The sequence below is a fragment of the Streptomyces sp. NPDC017246 genome (assembly GCF_044331325.1).
GTDB lineage: Bacteria > Actinomycetota > Actinomycetes > Streptomycetales > Streptomycetaceae > Streptomyces.
Map to the genome: position 1 here is coordinate 316444 of NZ_JBIRMW010000002.1, position 15351 is coordinate 331794.

The window sequence follows — 15351 nt, forward strand, 5'->3', positions numbered from 1 at the left end:
CAGCGAGCAGGAGGAATCAGCCCTCCGCGCCCTGCTCGTCGTTCTTCTGGTCCATGACCCGTCCCTCGCCGGGAGCCAGGGTCGAGAGGATCCGCTCCAGATCGTCCATCGAGGCGAACTCGACGACGATCTTTCCCTTCTTCTGTCCCAGGTCGACCTTCACCCGGGTCTCGAAGCGGTCGGAGAGCCTGGACGCGAGATCCGTCAGCGCGGGCGAGACACGGCCTCCCGCACGCGGACCCTTCGGCTTGACCGCGGAGCTGGGCTCCGAGGCCATCAGCGTGACGATCTCCTCGACGGCACGCACCGAGAGACCCTCGGCCACGATCCGGTACGCCAGCTTGTCCTGCGCCTCCGGCTCGTCCACGGCGAGAAGCGCACGGGCGTGACCGGCGGAGATCACTCCGGCGGCCACCCGGCGCTGCACCGGCGGGGAGAGGCGCAGCAGACGCAGCGTGTTGGAGACCTGGGGGCGCGAGCGCCCGATCCGGTCGGCCAGCTGGTCATGGGTGCAGTGGAAGTCCTTGAGCAGCTGGTCGTAGGCGGCAGCCTCCTCCAGCGGGTTCAGCTGAGCCCGGTGGAGGTTCTCCAGGAGGGCGTCCAGAAGCAGCTTCTCGTCGTCGGTGTCCCGCACGATCGCCGGGATCCGCTCCAGACCGGCCTCACGGCAGGCCCTCCAGCGCCGCTCGCCCATGATGAGCTCGTAGCGGTCGGCGCCGGCCTTGCGCACGACGACGGGCTGCAGCAGGCCGACCTCCTTGATGGAGGTGACCAGCTCGGCCAGGGCGTCCTCGTCGAAAACCTCACGCGGCTGACGCGGGTTGGGCGTGATGGAGTCGAGCGGCAGCTCGGCGAAGTGCGCCCCGGCGGGGGACTCCGCCACGGCCACCGGCTCGGCCTCGGTCCACGACACCGTGGAGTCGGGAGACTTCGGGCTCTGGGGGAGCGTCGCCAGCTTCGCGGCGGCCACCCCTCGGTCCGAGGGCATGGCGGGGACCGCTCCGGGAGAGGCCACGCCCACGCCGCCCGCCGACGTCTGCCGTTCCTGGGGAGCAGCGGGGATCAGCGCACCGAGCCCACGCCCCAGTCCCCTACGTCGCTCACTCACTGGATCCCCTCCGACCTGCTGCGCTGGTGGTTCTGGTGCCCTGCATGGGCGTGTTGCGGGTCGTCCTGCACGGCCCCCCGCAGGGCGATCTCACGTGCCGCTTCGAGATACGACAGGGCGCCGCTGGAGCCCGGGTCGTAGGTGAGGACCGTCTGCCCGTAGCTCGGGGCCTCCGAGATACGGACGGACCTCGGGATGCTGGTCCGCAGCACCTCCTCGGCGAAGTGGGTCCGCACCTCGTCGGCGACCTGGGAGGCGAGCCTCGTCCGGCCGTCGTACATGGTGAGCAGGATCGTCGAGACATGGAGCGCGGGGTTCAGGTGCCCCCGCACCAGGTCGACGTTCCTCAGGAGCTGACCGAGCCCCTCCAGCGCGTAGTACTCGCACTGGATCGGGATCAGTACCTCGGCTCCGGCCACCATCGCGTTGACCGTGAGGAGACCGAGCGAGGGCGGGCAGTCGATCAGGATGTAGTCGAGCGGCTGCTCATAGGCCTGGATCGCCCGCTGCAGGCGGCTCTCACGCGCCACCAGCGAGACCAGCTCGATCTCCGCGCCGGCGAGGTCGATGGTGGCGGGGGCGCAGAAGAGGCCCTCGACGTCCATGACCGGCTGGACCACTTCGGAGAGCGGCCTGCTGTCCACGAGAACGTCGTAGATCGAGGGGACCTCGGCGTGGTGATCGATGCCGAGCGCCGTGGAGGCGTTGCCCTGCGGGTCGAGGTCGATGACCAGGACCCGAGCACCGTGCAGGGCCAGGGACGCGGCAAGGTTGACCGTCGTGGTCGTCTTGCCCACGCCGCCCTTCTGATTGGCGACCACCATCACGCGAGTCTGAGCCGGGCGGGGAAGTCCCTCACCGGCACGACCCAAGGCTTCTACTGCCAGTTGGGCAGCACGACCAATGGGGGTGTCGTCCATCGGGGGCGGTGTTTCACGTGAAACATCCTCCCCCACCGATTCGGTTCGGGGACCGGGGACCGGATCGGTCATCGGTCCCGCGATGTTGGCGTCGGACCGCAAGGATTCACTCTCCTCGGCTTCAGGCTCGCGATGGGGAGAGCCTGCCATGCTTTCGGGGTCGCGAACCAGCGAGGTCGGTGGTTCTGTGGGTGAATCCACCTCTGTGGACATCTCCGTAACCCTCGCGGGTGGCTTCACGCGGGGTCTACGGTCCCGGGGCACGGCAGCCGCGCGACCGCGGCTGATGATCCCCTGCAGCAGTGAGCGACGTTTCACGTGAAACACCATGCCCCTGCTGCCCGGCCGGGACCGTTCGACACTCCGAAATGGTACGAATGCGACGCTCAGCGGCGTCGGCGGGTCTTGCTGGTCCGGGCAGCCTTCGCCCGCTTGGCGGCGAACCTCACACCACCCGGGCTCTCCCCGACCTCCACGCGGACGACCGTGGAGAGCGGATCGACGATCCCCTCGCCCACGTGCAGCACCGAGGTCTCCACCACACCGAGCCGGGAGAGCGCGGCGCGAGCACCGACGATCTCCTCCGCTGCGGTGTCGCCCTTGAGCGCCAGCATCTCCCCGTACGGACGCAGCAGGGGAACTCCCCAGCCGGCCAGCCGGTCGAGCGGCGCCACCGCGCGGGCGGTCACCACATGCACCGGCGTGATCTTGCCGAGCATCTCCTCGGCGCGTCCCCGGACCACGGTCACATGGTCGAGACCGAGCAGCTCGACGACCTCCTGGAGGAAGTTCGTCCGACGAAGAAGCGGCTCCAGGAGCGTGATCTTCAGATCGCGGCGGACCAGAGCCAGGGGGATGCCGGGAAGACCGGCGCCCGAGCCCACGTCACAGACGGTGACGCCCTCGGGGACGACCTCCGAGAGGACGGCGCAGTTCAGCAGATGGCGCTCCCACAGTCGCGGGACCTCACGCGGGCCGATCAGGCCGCGCTTCACACCCGCGTCCGCGAGGAGCTCGGCGTACCGCACGGCCTCCGGGAAGTACTCACCGAAGACTGTCCGCGCCTGCTCCGGAGCCTCGGGGAGCTCCGCTGCCTCCGTCACGGGAACCGTCCTTCCGTACCGCACGCATCGCGTGCGAGCGCACTGTGGTGGCTGACTATCAGGCTGACAAAGATCGGCCCCGCCTGCGAACAGACGGGGCCGACACTACGTGAGGGTTCAGGCCGGAAGCACAACGACGAAGCGCTGCGGCTCCTCGCCCTCGGACTCGCTGCGCAGACCGGCGGCGGCGATCGCGTCGTGCACGACCTTGCGCTCGAACGGCGTCATCGGGTCCAGCTTCACCGGCTGACCGGTGGACTTCACCTCGACCGCCGCCTTGGCGCCCAGCTCGGCGAGTTCGGCGCGCTTCTTGGCGCGGAAGCCCGCGATGTCGAGCATCAGACGGCTGCGGTCACCGGTCTCCCGGTGCACGGCCAGCCGGGTCAGCTCCTGGAGCGCCTCCAGGACCTCACCGTCGCGGCCCACGAGCTTCTGCAGCTCACGGGCCGATTCGCTGATGATCGAAACCGCGGCCCGGTCCGCCTCGACGTCCATGTCGATGTCGCCGTCGAGGTCGGCGATGTCGAGCAGACCCTCGAGGTAGTCGGCCGCGATCTCACCCTCCTGCTCCAGGCGGGTCAGGGTGTCGCCACCCTCGGCGGCGGCGGAGATGGTGCCTTCCGTCACGGATGGACTCCTTCTTGCTTGGGCGAGGCTTACTTCTTGGAGGACGGGTGCTTGGGCCGCTGCTGGCCCTTGCGCTGACCGGACTTGCCCTGACGGGAGCCTCCGGAGTTGGCGCGGCTCGGACGCGTGGGCTTCTCGCCCGGCGCCTCGTCCTGCGGTTCATCCTTGGCGGCGGTCTCGGCCGGATCCTGAGGCTTCTTCTCGAGCGAGGTGGTGGGCGCCTCTTCGGCGGCCGGCTCGGAGACTTCCTCGGTGTCCTTCACCACGGCGTGCTGGGCCGCGGCGGCCTGGCGCTGGGCCTTGGTCTGGCGCTTGGGCTGCTGACGCTTCGCGGCGGCACCGCCCTCGGCCTCGGCCACGAGCGTGTCGCTCTTGATCACGGTGCCGTCGGCCTGGGCGGCGAAGCCGGCCTTGTTCAGACCCGCGAAGAAGCGGCGCTCGTTGTCGTTGCGGTCGCTGCCCTTGGCGACGATCACCTTGACGATGGTCTTGCGGCGACGGCCGCGGACCTCACCGTGCTGCGTGACGTTCTTCAGCAGGCGCTGGAGGTAGGAGTCCTGCGCCTTGCTGCCCGGCGTCGGGTTCTGGTTGATCACGTACATCTGCTGACCCATGGTCCACACGTTGGTGGTCAGCCAGTAGATGAGGACACCGACGGGGAAGTTGATACCCATGACGGCGAAGATCACCGGGAAGATGTACATGAGCATCTTCTGCTGCTGCATGTACGGGGTCTTCACCGAGAGGTCGACGTTCTTCATCATCAGCTGGCGCTGGGTGAAGAACTGCGAGGCCGACATCATGACGATCATGATCGCGGTGACGATACGGACCGAGGTGATCGAGGCGTCGAGAGCGGCGACCTCGGCGGCGCTGTCCGTGAACTTCGAGGCCAGCGGAGCACCGAAGATGTGCGCCTGACGGGCACTGGCCAGCAGCGGCCCGTCGATGACACCGATCTCCTTGCCGGAGGCGATGGCGGAGAGCACGTGGTACAGCGCGAAGAAGAACGGCGACTGAGCAAGGATGGGAAGGCACGAGGAGAGCGGGTTGGTACCCGTCTCCTTGTACAGCTTCATCATCTCTTCGGACTGACGCTGCTTGTCGCTCTTGTAGCGCTCCTGAATCGCCTTCATCTTCGGCTGGAGCGCCTGCATGTTCCGGGTCGACTTGATCTGCTTGACGAACAGCGGGATCAGGCAGATACGGATCAGCACCACAAGGGACACGATCGACAAGCCCCAGGCCCAGCCTGTGTCCGGGCCGAAGATCGCCCCGTACACCTTGTGGAACTGGACGATGACCCAGGAAACGGGCCAGGTGATGAAGCTGAACAGACTGGCAATCGTGTCCACTAATCAGGCTCCTTGAGCATTGGGCGAGGTCTCTGCGGCCGGGCTCGTCTCGGCGGTGGACCCGCCCTTGTCGCCGCGCAGCGCGTTCCTCAGCATTTCGTGCCAGCGGGGGCGCTTGCGCGCGGGGACATGGTCCACACCGCCGGGCGACCACGGGTTGCACCGCAGGATGCGCCAGGCGGTCAGGGCCGTGCCCTTGATCGCGCCATGCCGGTCGATGGCCGTGAATCCGTAGTGGGAACACGACGGGTAGTACCGGCAGACGGGTCCCAGAAGAGGGCTGATCGTCCACTGGTACAGCTTGATGAGAGCCAGCAGCGGGTACTTCATCGCGCGCCCCCTCCCAGCAGCCGCTGGAGAGCGGCGTCCAGGTCTCGGGACAGCTGTGCGTGGTCGGCGTCACCGGCTCCGGGCAACGCCCGTACGACCACCAGGCTACCGGGGGGCAGCTCGGTGAGTCGGTCGCGGACGAGATGGCGCAGACGACGCTTCACCTGGTTGCGAACGACCGCAACACCCACGGCCTTGCTCACGACGAAACCCGCACGCGTCGGGGGAGCGCTCTCCCCAGGCGCGTGCGGGTTCGTTGCACCGCTGCGTAGGTGGACGACGAGGAGCGGGCGACCGGCCCGGCGCCCTCGGCGTACCGCGGTTGCGAAGTCCTCGCGCCGCCTCAGCCGATTCTCGGTAGGCAGCACGTCATGACCTGTTAAGCAGATCAGGCGGACAGCTCAGAGCGACCCTTGGAACGGCGGTTCGCAAGGATGGCTCGGCCGGCACGCGTACGCATCCGCAGGCGGAAGCCGTGGGTCTTGGCGCGACGACGGTTGTTCGGCTGGAAGGTGCGCTTGCTCACTCGGGGGCTCCAGAAATGATTCGTAGATGGCGGGACATCGCCTGGCTGTCACCGTGCGCCCACGAGTAGCTCGCAATACGCCCGAGTGCACCGCTTCACGATCACAGACCGTGATCTTTGCCCATCGGAGGCAGGCGGCAGCAGCCATCGACAACTCGACCTGGTTACGGTACGCGCGGCTACGCCATCCGGTCAAACCGACCTGTCGCCGCCTCCCATTGTGCACAGGCTGTGGACAACAACTTGAACCACGTCAGCCGCCGCGACTACCGTGGATGGACTCCACAATCTTTTCCGTTCTGTCCTTACCTGTCCTCACGGACCTGTCCTCACGGACATCGACCCACTGTCCCCCGAGAACCACACCATCGCGGGACCTGCGAGAAAGCGTGCCCTGTGGCTGACGTACCTGCCGATCTTGCCGCAGTGTGGCCACGCGTCCTCGAGCAGCTCCTCGCCGAGGGCCAGCAGGGAATCGAGCCCAAGGACAAGCAGTGGATCGAGCGCTGCCAGCCTCTCGCCCTGGTCGCCGACACCGCGCTCCTCGCGGTGCCCAACGAATGGGGCAAGCGCGTCCTCGAGGGCCGGCTCGCCCCGCTGATCAGCGAGACCCTCAGCCGTGAGTGCGGCCGGCCGATCCGGATCGCGATCACCGTCGACGACTCCGTCGGCGAGCCGACGCCCCCCGCGCCCCCGTCGCAGCAGCAGTCCCGCTACGACGAGCGCCAGCAGCCCGAGCCGTACGAGAAGTACGACGGTTACGGCCACCGGCCGATGCCCGACGACGGGCTGCCCACCGCGCGTCCCGCCTACCCCGACTACTCGCAGCAGCGACCCGACCCCGGCTCGTGGCCGCGCACCCAGGAGGACCTGTCCTGGCAGCAGCCCCGGCTGGGCGGCTACCAGGAGCGGGCTCCGTACACCGGCCCCGAGCAACCGCGGCAGTCGCGCTACGACGAGCCGCCCCGGGGCTACGAGCAGCAGCGGCCCGAGCGCGCCGAGCTCCCCGACCCGCAGAACCACGGCGCCCGTCCCGGCCCCCGGCCGGGCGGTCCGATGGGTGTCCCGGGCGGCGGCCACAGCTCCCCGTCCTCCGGTCAGGGCGCCGGCGCTCCCGGCGAGCAGCACGCGCGGCTCAACCCCAAGTACCTCTTCGACACCTTCGTCATCGGTTCCTCGAACCGCTTCGCGCACGCGGCCGCCGTGGCGGTGGCCGAGGCGCCGGCGAAGGCGTACAACCCGCTCTTCATCTACGGGGAGTCGGGCCTCGGCAAGACCCACCTGCTGCACGCGATCGGGCACTACGCGCGGAACCTCTACCCGGGCACCCGCGTGCGGTACGTGAGCTCCGAGGAGTTCACGAACGAGTTCATCAACTCGATCCGCGACGGCAAGGGCGACGCCTTCCGCAAGCGCTACCGCGATGTGGACATCCTGCTCGTCGACGACATCCAGTTCCTCGCGAGCAAGGAGTCGACGCAGGAGGAGTTCTTCCACACCTTCAACACCCTGCACAACGCCAACAAGCAGATCGTGCTCTCCTCGGACCGGCCGCCCCGGCAGCTGGTGACCCTGGAGGACCGGCTCCGCAACCGCTTCGAGTGGGGCCTCACCACCGATGTGCAGCCGCCCGAGCTGGAGACGCGTATCGCGATCCTCCGCAAGAAGGCGGTGCAGGACCAGCTGAACGCCCCGCCGGAGGTGCTGGAGTTCATCGCCTCCCGGATCTCGCGGAACATCCGTGAGCTGGAGGGCGCGCTGATCCGGGTGACGGCCTTCGCGAGCCTCAACCGGCAGCCGGTGGACCTCGGGCTCACCGAGATCGTCCTCAAGGACCTGATCCCGGGCGGCGAGGACTCGTCGCCGGAGATCACCGCACCGGCGATCATGGCGGCCACCGCCGACTACTTCGGTCTGACGGTGGAGGACCTCTGCGGATCCTCGCGCAGCCGCGTCCTGGTGACGGCCCGGCAGATCGCCATGTATCTGTGCCGTGAGCTCACGGATCTGTCGCTGCCGAAGATCGGCGCGCAGTTCGGCGGCCGCGACCATACGACGGTGATGCACGCGGACCGGAAGATCCGCGCTCTGATGGCGGAGCGGCGCTCCATCTACAACCAGGTCACCGAGCTCACCAACCGCATCAAGAACGGCTGACGAACCGCCTCAGCGGCCTCCCAAGGGCGCTCCGGGACACCTTCCCGGGGCGCCCTTCGGCGTTCCCGGACGCTCCCCGGGGCCTCGCCGGGACCCGTTGCGCCGACCGGGGTGTTCGATTACTCCGTTCCGGTGGCGGGTTCTCCACAGATTGGGGGATGATCTCCCGTCCACAGGGTGGGGACTGTCGAGTTATCCGGATTGTGTCCACAGGTCCACCTGCTGACAGATCATCACCCCAGGTCAGGCCCCTGTGGAATTGTTGGTAAAAGATCTCCACAGCCTGTGGATGAATCTTTCGTCCACAGGGGGCCCCGAGGGTTGTCCACTGGCTGCCCACAGGGAGGGGTCCGTTGCCCACAGCTTCTCCACACCCCTGTCCACTGTTCGGCAACGAATCACCCCCGCTCACCGCGTCGAGTGAAAGCCGTCACACCAAGGGGGACGGTTGGGCTGTGGGGAACGTGGGTAAAGCTGGGGACAGCGCTGGGGAGAACTCCCCATGGCCTGTGTACCGGGTGTGCAGAACTTTCGGGTGTCCACAGAGAACCCCAGTTGTCCACCGGCTCCACCCACAGGCGCAGTGGACAAAAAACCGGGCCTGACCTGCGAAAACGACGTTATCCACCGTTTCCACAGGCCCTACTACTACTCCCACATAGAGTTAGCCCGGAATTCGCTTCGAAGTGGGACCTGTGCACAACTCGGCGCCGGAGCTCCGACGCGCTCTTGTCGCGACTTGACCCCGAGCAGCACCGAGTGTCGGCGGCGTACGTCAGACTGGTTCCCGCAGTCGACGAAGAGCCAGCAACAAGCAGGAGGCGGTTCCGGTGAAGATCCGGGTGGAGCGCGACGTACTTGCCGAGGCGGTGGCCTGGGTGGCCCGCAGCCTCCCGGCCCGTCCGCCGGCTCCCGTTCTCGCAGGCCTTCTGCTGAAGGCCGAGGACGGCGCGCTGAGCTTCTCGAGCTTCGACTACGAGGTCTCGGCCCGTGTCTCCGTCGAGGCCGAGGTCGAGGAGGACGGCACCGTCCTGGTCTCCGGCCGGCTGCTCGCCGACATCTGCCGCGCCCTCCCCAACCGTCCGGTGGAGATTTCCACAGACGGTGTACGGGCGACCGTGGTCTGCGGCTCCTCCCGCTTCACCCTCCACACCCTCCCCGTGGAGGAGTACCCGGCGCTGCCGGAGATGCCCACCGCGACCGGCACCGTCCCCGGTGAGGTCTTCGCCTCCGCCGCCGCCCAGGTGGCCATCGCCGCCGGCCGTGACGACACGCTGCCCGTCCTCACCGGTGTGCGCATCGAGATCGAGGGCGACACGGTCACCCTGGCCTCCACCGACCGCTACCGCTTCGCGGTCCGCGAGTTCCTGTGGAAGCCGGAGTCCCCGGACGCCTCCGCGGTCGCCCTGGTGCCCGCGAAGACCCTCCTGGACACCGCCAAGGCACTCACCAGCGGCGACACGGTCACCCTGGCGCTCTCGGGCTCCGGCAAGGGCGAGGGCCTCATCGGCTTCGAGGGCGCGGGCCGCCGCACCACCACCCGTCTCCTCGAGGGCGACCTGCCGAAGTACCGGACGCTCTTCCCCACCGAGTTCAACTCGGTCGCGGTGATCGAGACCGCGCCGTTCGTCGAGGCCGTCAAGCGTGTGGCCCTGGTGGCCGAGCGCAACACCCCGGTCCGCCTGAGCTTCGAGCAGGGCGTGCTGATCCTGGAGGCCGGCTCCAGCGACGACGCACAGGCTGTGGAGCGTGTGGACGCGCAGCTGGAGGGCGACGACATCTCGATCGCCTTCAACCCGACGTTCCTGCTGGACGGCCTGAGCGCGATCGACTCCCCGGTCGCCCAGCTCTCCTTCACGACCTCCACCAAGCCCGCGCTGCTGAGCGGCAAGCCGGCCGTGGACGCCGAGGCGGACGAGGCGTACAAGTACCTGATCATGCCGGTGCGCCTCAGCGGCTGAGCCCCTGCTCCGGGGCGTCGCCTGAGCGGCTGACCCCACAGGTGTGCACCCGGGTCCCGGCGTAGGCTCGGACCCGGGTAAACCGCACACGACGCTTAAGGAATCTCTGATGGAGCTCGGTCTCGTCGGTCTCGGCAAGATGGGCGGCAACATGCGTGAGCGCATCCGCCGCGCAGGCCACACCGTCATCGGATACGACCGCAATCCGGACCTCGCCGATGTCCACAGCCTCGAAGAGCTTGTGGGCAAGCTCAAGGGGCCCCGCGTCGTGTGGGTCATGGTTCCGGCCGGTGCCGCGACCCAGTCGACCATCGACGAGCTGGCCGAACTGCTCTCCCCCGGCGACATCGTCGTGGACGGCGGGAACTCGCGCTGGACGGACGACGAGAAGCACGCCGAGGAGCTCACGGCCAAGGGCATCGGCTTCGTCGACTGCGGCGTCTCCGGCGGTGTCTGGGGCCTGGAGAACGGCTACGCGCTGATGTACGGCGGCTCCGCCGAGGACGTCGCGAAGGTCCAGCCGATCTTCGACGCGCTCAAGCCCGAGGGCGAGTTCGGCTCGGTCCACGCGGGCAAGGTCGGCGCCGGCCACTTCGCGAAGATGGTCCACAACGGCATCGAGTACGCGATGATGCAGGCCTACGCCGAGGGCTGGGAGCTCCTGGAGAAGGTCGACTCCGTCACCGACGTGCGTGAGGTCTTCCGCTCCTGGCAGGAGGGCACGGTCATCCGTTCCTGGCTGCTCGACCTCGCGGTGAACGCCCTGGACGAGGACGAGCACCTGGACGGGCTGCGCGGCTTCGCGTCGGACTCCGGCGAGGGCCGGTGGACCGTCGAGGCCGCCATCGACAACGCCGTACCGCTGCCGGCGATCACCGCCTCGCTCTTCGCGCGGTTCGCCTCCCGCCAGGACGACTCCCCGCAGATGAAGATGATCGCCGCGCTGCGCAACCAGTTCGGTGGCCACGCGGTCGAGACGAAGAAGTAATCCACAGGCTGTGCACCCCGCGGTGCACAGCCGCCGGGGGAAGAAGGTCGGCGCCCAACCATGCACGTCACGCATCTGTCGCTGGCCGACTTCCGCTCCTACGCCCGGGTCGAGGTCCCGCTCGACCCGGGCGTCACCGCCTTCGTGGGCGCCAACGGCCAGGGCAAGACCAACCTGGTCGAGGCCGTCGGCTATCTCGCGACCCTCTCCAGCCACCGCGTCGCCTCCGACGCCCCGCTCGTCCGGATGGGCGCGGAACGCGCGATCGTCCGCGCCGCCGTCACCCAGGGCGAGCGCTCCCAGCTGGTCGAGCTCGAACTCAACCCTGGCCGGGCCAACCGCGCCCGTATCAACAGGTCCTCGCAGGTCAGACCGCGTGATGTGCTCGGCATCGTACGCACCGTGCTGTTCGCGCCCGAGGACCTCGCCCTGGTGAAGGGCGACCCCGGCGAGCGCCGGCGCTTCCTCGACGAGCTGATCACGGCGCGCACGCCGCGCATGGCGGGCGTGCGCTCCGACTACGAGCGCGTGCTCAAGCAGCGCAACACGCTCCTCAAGTCGGCCGCGATGGCCCGGCGGCACGGCGGCCGCGGCATGGACCTCTCCACCCTCGACGTCTGGGACCAGCACCTGGCACACGCCGGGGCCGAGCTGCTCGCCCAGCGGCTCGATCTGATCGCCGTACTGCAGCCGCTGGCCGACAAGGCGTACGAACAGCTCGCACCCGGCGGCGGACCGATCCTGCTGGAGTACCGGCCCTCCGCGCCGGGCACCGGGCACACCCGCGAGGAGCTGTACGCCCAGCTGATCGCCGCGCTCGCCGAGGTGCGCAAGCAGGAGATCGAACGGGGCGTCACGCTGGTCGGCCCCCACCGCGACGAACTGCTGCTGAAGCTCGGCGACCTCCCGGCCAAGGGGTACGCGAGCCACGGCGAGTCCTGGTCGTACGCCCTCGCGCTGCGTCTCGCCTCGTACGACCTGCTGCGGTCCGAGGGCAACGAGCCCGTCCTCGTCCTCGACGACGTCTTCGCCGAGCTGGACGCGCGGCGGCGCGAGCGGCTGGCCGAGCTGGTGGCCGGCGGCGAGCAGGTCCTGGTGACGGCCGCGGTGGACGACGACGTACCGGGAGTCCTCGCGGGGACGCGGTACGAGGTGGCCGGAGGGACGGTGGAGCGCGTATGAGCGAGGAAAAGCTTCCCCAGCCTGTGGACAAGCCTTCGGTCCCCGAACCCTCGGGTGTCGATCTCGCCCGGGTCGCGCTGCGCGCCGCCAAGGAACAGGCCAAGGCCAAGGGCGCGGCCGCCCAGCAGAAGAAGCAGGCCCGGCGCGGGGGCGGACTGCGCTCCGGCGCGCGCGCCGACGGCCGCGACCCGATGGCGCTCGGCGCGGCGATCAACCGGCTGATCACCGAGCGGGGCTGGGAGACACCGGCCGCCGTCGGCGGGGTCATGGGCCGCTGGCCGCAGATCGTCGGCGAGGACCTGGCGAAGCACTGCGTACCGCTGAAGTTCGACGACGAGCCGGACGCGCGCGTGCTCACCGTGCAGTGCGACTCGACCGCGTGGGCCACACAGCTGCGGCTGCTCGCGCCGCGGCTTGTGGCGCGGCTGAACGAGGACCTCGGGCACGGGACGGTGCGGGTGATCAAGGTGCTCGGGCCGGGAGCGCCGCGGCGGGGGTACGGGCCGCTGCGGGCGCCGGGGTCCGTGGGGCCGGGAGACACGTACGGCTAGAGGGCCGGCGGGCTGGAGCGCGGGGCCGGCTGTCCGGTGCGGGGCTCCTTCGGCGCGGTCGCCGGAACGGGTCCCGGTGGTGCGGGTCCGGGCAGGGCGCTGTGCGCTGGGGCGCCCCGTCCATCTGTGCCGCCCATCTGTCCCGCCCACCTGCCCGGCCCGTCCCGCCCCACCTTCCCGCCCACCCTTTCCGACCTCGCGGAACGCCTCCCCGCAACGCGGTGGCGAGGGTGCCCGCCACGGGGCGGTGCCTCTGCCCACACCGCGCTACGAGTCGAAGCGCTAGGTGGCCGTCAGAGGGCTCTGAAGCCCCTGTCCGGATATGGGGAGTCGTTTGGCTCCCGCTCAGGGCGGCACATGCGGACTCAGGCACCGGCAAACCCCCATGAGTGTCGGCGCTACCGGTAGACTGGGAGACAATCCCGCCACCCTGCGGAACATGTCGAACGACGCAGCCGCTCCTGTATGCCCGGAGAACGGCCTGTGCTGTGCCAGAAAGGGCGCTTCGTGGCCGATTCCGGCGACCCCAACGAGAACAACCAGTACACCGCCAGCAACATCCAGGTCCTCGAAGGCCTGGATGCGGTGCGCAAGCGCCCCGGCATGTACATCGGCTCGACCGGCGAGCGCGGTCTGCACCACATGGTGCAGGAGGTCGTCGACAACTCGGTCGACGAAGCCCTGGCCGGCCACGCCGACACCATTGACGTGACGATCCTGGCCGACGGCGCCGTGCGCGTCATCGACAACGGCCGTGGCATCCCGGTCGGCATCGTGGCCTCCGAGGGCAAGCCGGCCGTCGAGGTCGTGCTGACCGTCCTGCACGCGGGCGGCAAGTTCGGCGGCGGTGGCTACGCCGTCTCCGGCGGTCTGCACGGTGTCGGCGTGTCGGTCGTGAACGCCCTGTCCACCAAGGTCTCCGTCGAGATCAGGACGGACGGCCACCGCTGGACGCAGGACTACAAGATGGGCGCCCCGACGGCCCCGCTGGTCCAGCACGAGGCGACCGCGGAGACCGGCACCTCGGTCACCTTCTGGGCCGACCCGGACATCTTCGAGACGACCGAGTACTCCTTCGAGACGCTCTCGCGCCGCTTCCAGGAGATGGCCTTCCTCAACAAGGGCCTGACGATCACGCTCACCGACGAGCGCGAGTCCGCCAAGGCCACGGTCGGCGCCGACGACCCGGACGCCGAGGCGGCCGCCGAGCCGGCCGCCCGCACGGTGAAGTACCACTACGAGGGCGGCATCGTCGACTTCGTGAAGTACCTCAACTCGCGCAAGGGCGAGCTGATCCACCCGACCGTCATCGACCTGGAGGCGGAGGACAAGGACAAGGCCCTGTCCCTCGAGGTCGCGATGCAGTGGAACAGCGGCTACAGCGAGGGCGTCTACTCCTTCGCCAACATCATCCACACCCACGAGGGCGGCACGCACGAGGAGGGCTTCCGTGCGGCGCTGACCTCGCTGATCAACAAGTACGCGCGCGACAAGAAGCTGCTCCGCGAGAAGGACGACAACCTCACGGGCGACGACATCCGCGAGGGTCTGACCGCGATCATCTCGGTCAAGCTGAGCGAGCCGCAGTTCGAGGGCCAGACCAAGACCAAGCTGGGCAACACGGAGGCGAAGACCTTCGTCCAGAAGGCGGTCTACGAGCACCTCAACGACTGGCTGGACCGCAACCCGGTCGAGGCCGCGGACATCATCCGCAAGTCGATCCAGGCCGCCACCGCGCGCGTGGCCGCCCGCAAGGCGCGCGACCTGACCCGTCGCAAGGGCCTGCTGGAGTCGGCCTCGCTGCCGGGCAAGCTGTCCGACTGCCAGTCGAACGACCCGGCCAAGTGCGAGATCTTCATCGTCGAGGGCGACTCCGCCGGCGGCTCGGCCAAGTCCGGCCGCAACCCGATGTACCAGGCCATCCTGCCGATCCGCGGCAAGATCCTGAACGTCGAGAAGGCCCGGATCGACAAGATCCTGCAGAACACCGAGGTCCAGGCCCTGATCTCGGCCTTCGGCACCGGTGTGCACGAGGACTTCGACATCGAGAAGCTCCGCTATCACAAGATCATCCTGATGGCGGACGCCGACGTCGACGGCCAGCACATCAACACCCTGCTGCTGACCTTCCTCTTCCGCTTCATGCGGCCGCTGGTCGAGGCCGGTCACGTCTACCTCTCCCGCCCGCCGCTCTACAAGATCAAGTGGGGCCGGGACGACTTCGAGTACGCGTACTCGGACCGGGAGCGGGACGCGCTCGTCGAGCTGGGCAAGCAGAACGGCAAGCGGATCAGGGAAGACTCGATCCAGCGGTTCAAGGGTCTCGGCGAGATGAACGCCGAGGAGCTGCGCGTCACCACCATGGACGTCGAGCACCGCGTCCTCGGCCAGGTCACCCTGGACGACGCCGCCCAGGCCGACGACCTGTTCTCGGTCCTGATGGGCGAGGACGTCGAGGCACGCCGCTCGTTCATCCAGCGCAACGCCAAGGACGTTCGCTTCCTCGACATCTGAGTCGGTCTCAGCTGACCGTACGAAAGGAC

The 15351-nt window shown here is 68.8% G+C and carries 14 protein-coding genes; 6 read left to right on the forward strand and 8 right to left on the reverse strand.

What is annotated here, in order from left to right; all coding sequences use genetic code 11:
- Positions 1-16: 16 nt before the first annotated feature.
- The 8 genes from ACH4MY_RS06140 to rpmH all read right to left on the reverse strand — a co-directional run bounded on the left by ACH4MY_RS06140 (position 17) and on the right by rpmH (position 5969).
- Positions 17-1108: a ParB/RepB/Spo0J family partition protein gene (locus ACH4MY_RS06140; protein ID WP_397998219.1), complete on the reverse strand. Its 1092-nt coding sequence runs from the start codon at positions 1106-1108 to the stop codon at positions 17-19.
- The gene (locus tag ACH4MY_RS06145; protein ID WP_397998222.1) at positions 1105-2178 is read right to left on the reverse strand and encodes a ParA family protein; all 1074 of its coding nucleotides are present in this window, start codon (positions 2176-2178) and stop codon (positions 1105-1107) included. The genes ACH4MY_RS06140 and ACH4MY_RS06145 overlap by 4 nt, the downstream gene beginning before the upstream one ends.
- Before the next feature lie 236 nt (positions 2179-2414).
- Complete coding sequence (gene rsmG, locus ACH4MY_RS06150) at positions 2415-3131, reverse strand: 16S rRNA (guanine(527)-N(7))-methyltransferase RsmG (protein ID WP_397998225.1); 717 nt, start codon at positions 3129-3131, stop codon at positions 2415-2417.
- 117 nt (positions 3132-3248) lie between these two features.
- Positions 3249-3758 carry a protein jag gene (locus tag ACH4MY_RS06155; protein ID WP_397998228.1) on the reverse strand — a complete coding sequence of 170 codons (510 nt, stop codon included), beginning with the start codon at positions 3756-3758 and terminating at the stop codon, positions 3249-3251.
- Positions 3759-3787: 29 nt separating this feature from the next.
- Positions 3788-5113 (reverse strand): membrane protein insertase YidC, encoded by a 1326-nt coding sequence (gene yidC, locus ACH4MY_RS06160; protein ID WP_397998230.1) that lies wholly within the window; start codon positions 5111-5113, stop codon positions 3788-3790.
- Between the two features lie 3 nt (positions 5114-5116).
- Entirely contained in the window at positions 5117-5443 is a 327-nt protein-coding gene (gene yidD / locus ACH4MY_RS06165; protein ID WP_215065479.1) for a membrane protein insertion efficiency factor YidD, read from the reverse strand.
- On the reverse strand, positions 5440-5811 hold the full coding sequence (rnpA, locus tag ACH4MY_RS06170) for a ribonuclease P protein component (RefSeq protein ID WP_397998233.1): 372 nt from the start codon (positions 5809-5811) through the stop codon (positions 5440-5442). Before rnpA ends, yidD begins: the two co-directional genes overlap by 4 nt.
- A 20-nt stretch (positions 5812-5831) precedes the next feature.
- Entirely contained in the window at positions 5832-5969 is a 138-nt protein-coding gene (gene rpmH / locus ACH4MY_RS06175) for a 50S ribosomal protein L34 (RefSeq protein ID WP_030205020.1), read from the reverse strand.
- A gap of 396 nt (positions 5970-6365) precedes the next feature.
- On the opposite strand from rpmH, the gene dnaA reads away from it, so the two are divergent.
- The 6 genes from dnaA (at position 6366) to gyrB (ending at position 15322) form a co-directional block, all read left to right on the forward strand.
- On the forward strand, positions 6366-8126 hold the full coding sequence (gene dnaA / locus ACH4MY_RS06180; RefSeq protein WP_397998236.1) for a chromosomal replication initiator protein DnaA: 1761 nt from the start codon (positions 6366-6368) through the stop codon (positions 8124-8126).
- 830 nt (positions 8127-8956) lie between these two features.
- Entirely contained in the window at positions 8957-10087 is a 1131-nt protein-coding gene (dnaN, locus tag ACH4MY_RS06185) for a DNA polymerase III subunit beta (protein WP_030205035.1), read from the forward strand.
- A 109-nt stretch (positions 10088-10196) separates the two neighbouring features.
- Positions 10197-11075, forward strand: a complete 879-nt coding sequence (gnd, locus tag ACH4MY_RS06190) for a phosphogluconate dehydrogenase (NAD(+)-dependent, decarboxylating) (RefSeq protein WP_397998239.1) — start codon at positions 10197-10199, stop codon at positions 11073-11075.
- A 60-nt stretch (positions 11076-11135) separates the two neighbouring features.
- Complete coding sequence (gene recF / locus ACH4MY_RS06195) at positions 11136-12257, forward strand: DNA replication/repair protein RecF (protein ID WP_397998242.1); 1122 nt, start codon at positions 11136-11138, stop codon at positions 12255-12257.
- Positions 12254-12808, forward strand: coding sequence for a DUF721 domain-containing protein (locus ACH4MY_RS06200; protein WP_397998245.1), 555 nt, complete (start codon positions 12254-12256; stop codon positions 12806-12808). Before recF ends, ACH4MY_RS06200 begins: the two co-directional genes overlap by 4 nt.
- A 483-nt stretch (positions 12809-13291) precedes the next feature.
- A complete protein-coding gene (gene gyrB, locus ACH4MY_RS06205) occupies positions 13292-15322 on the forward strand; it encodes a DNA topoisomerase (ATP-hydrolyzing) subunit B (RefSeq protein ID WP_397998247.1) in 2031 nt (676 codons plus the stop codon).
- Positions 15323-15351: the final 29 nt, after the last annotated feature.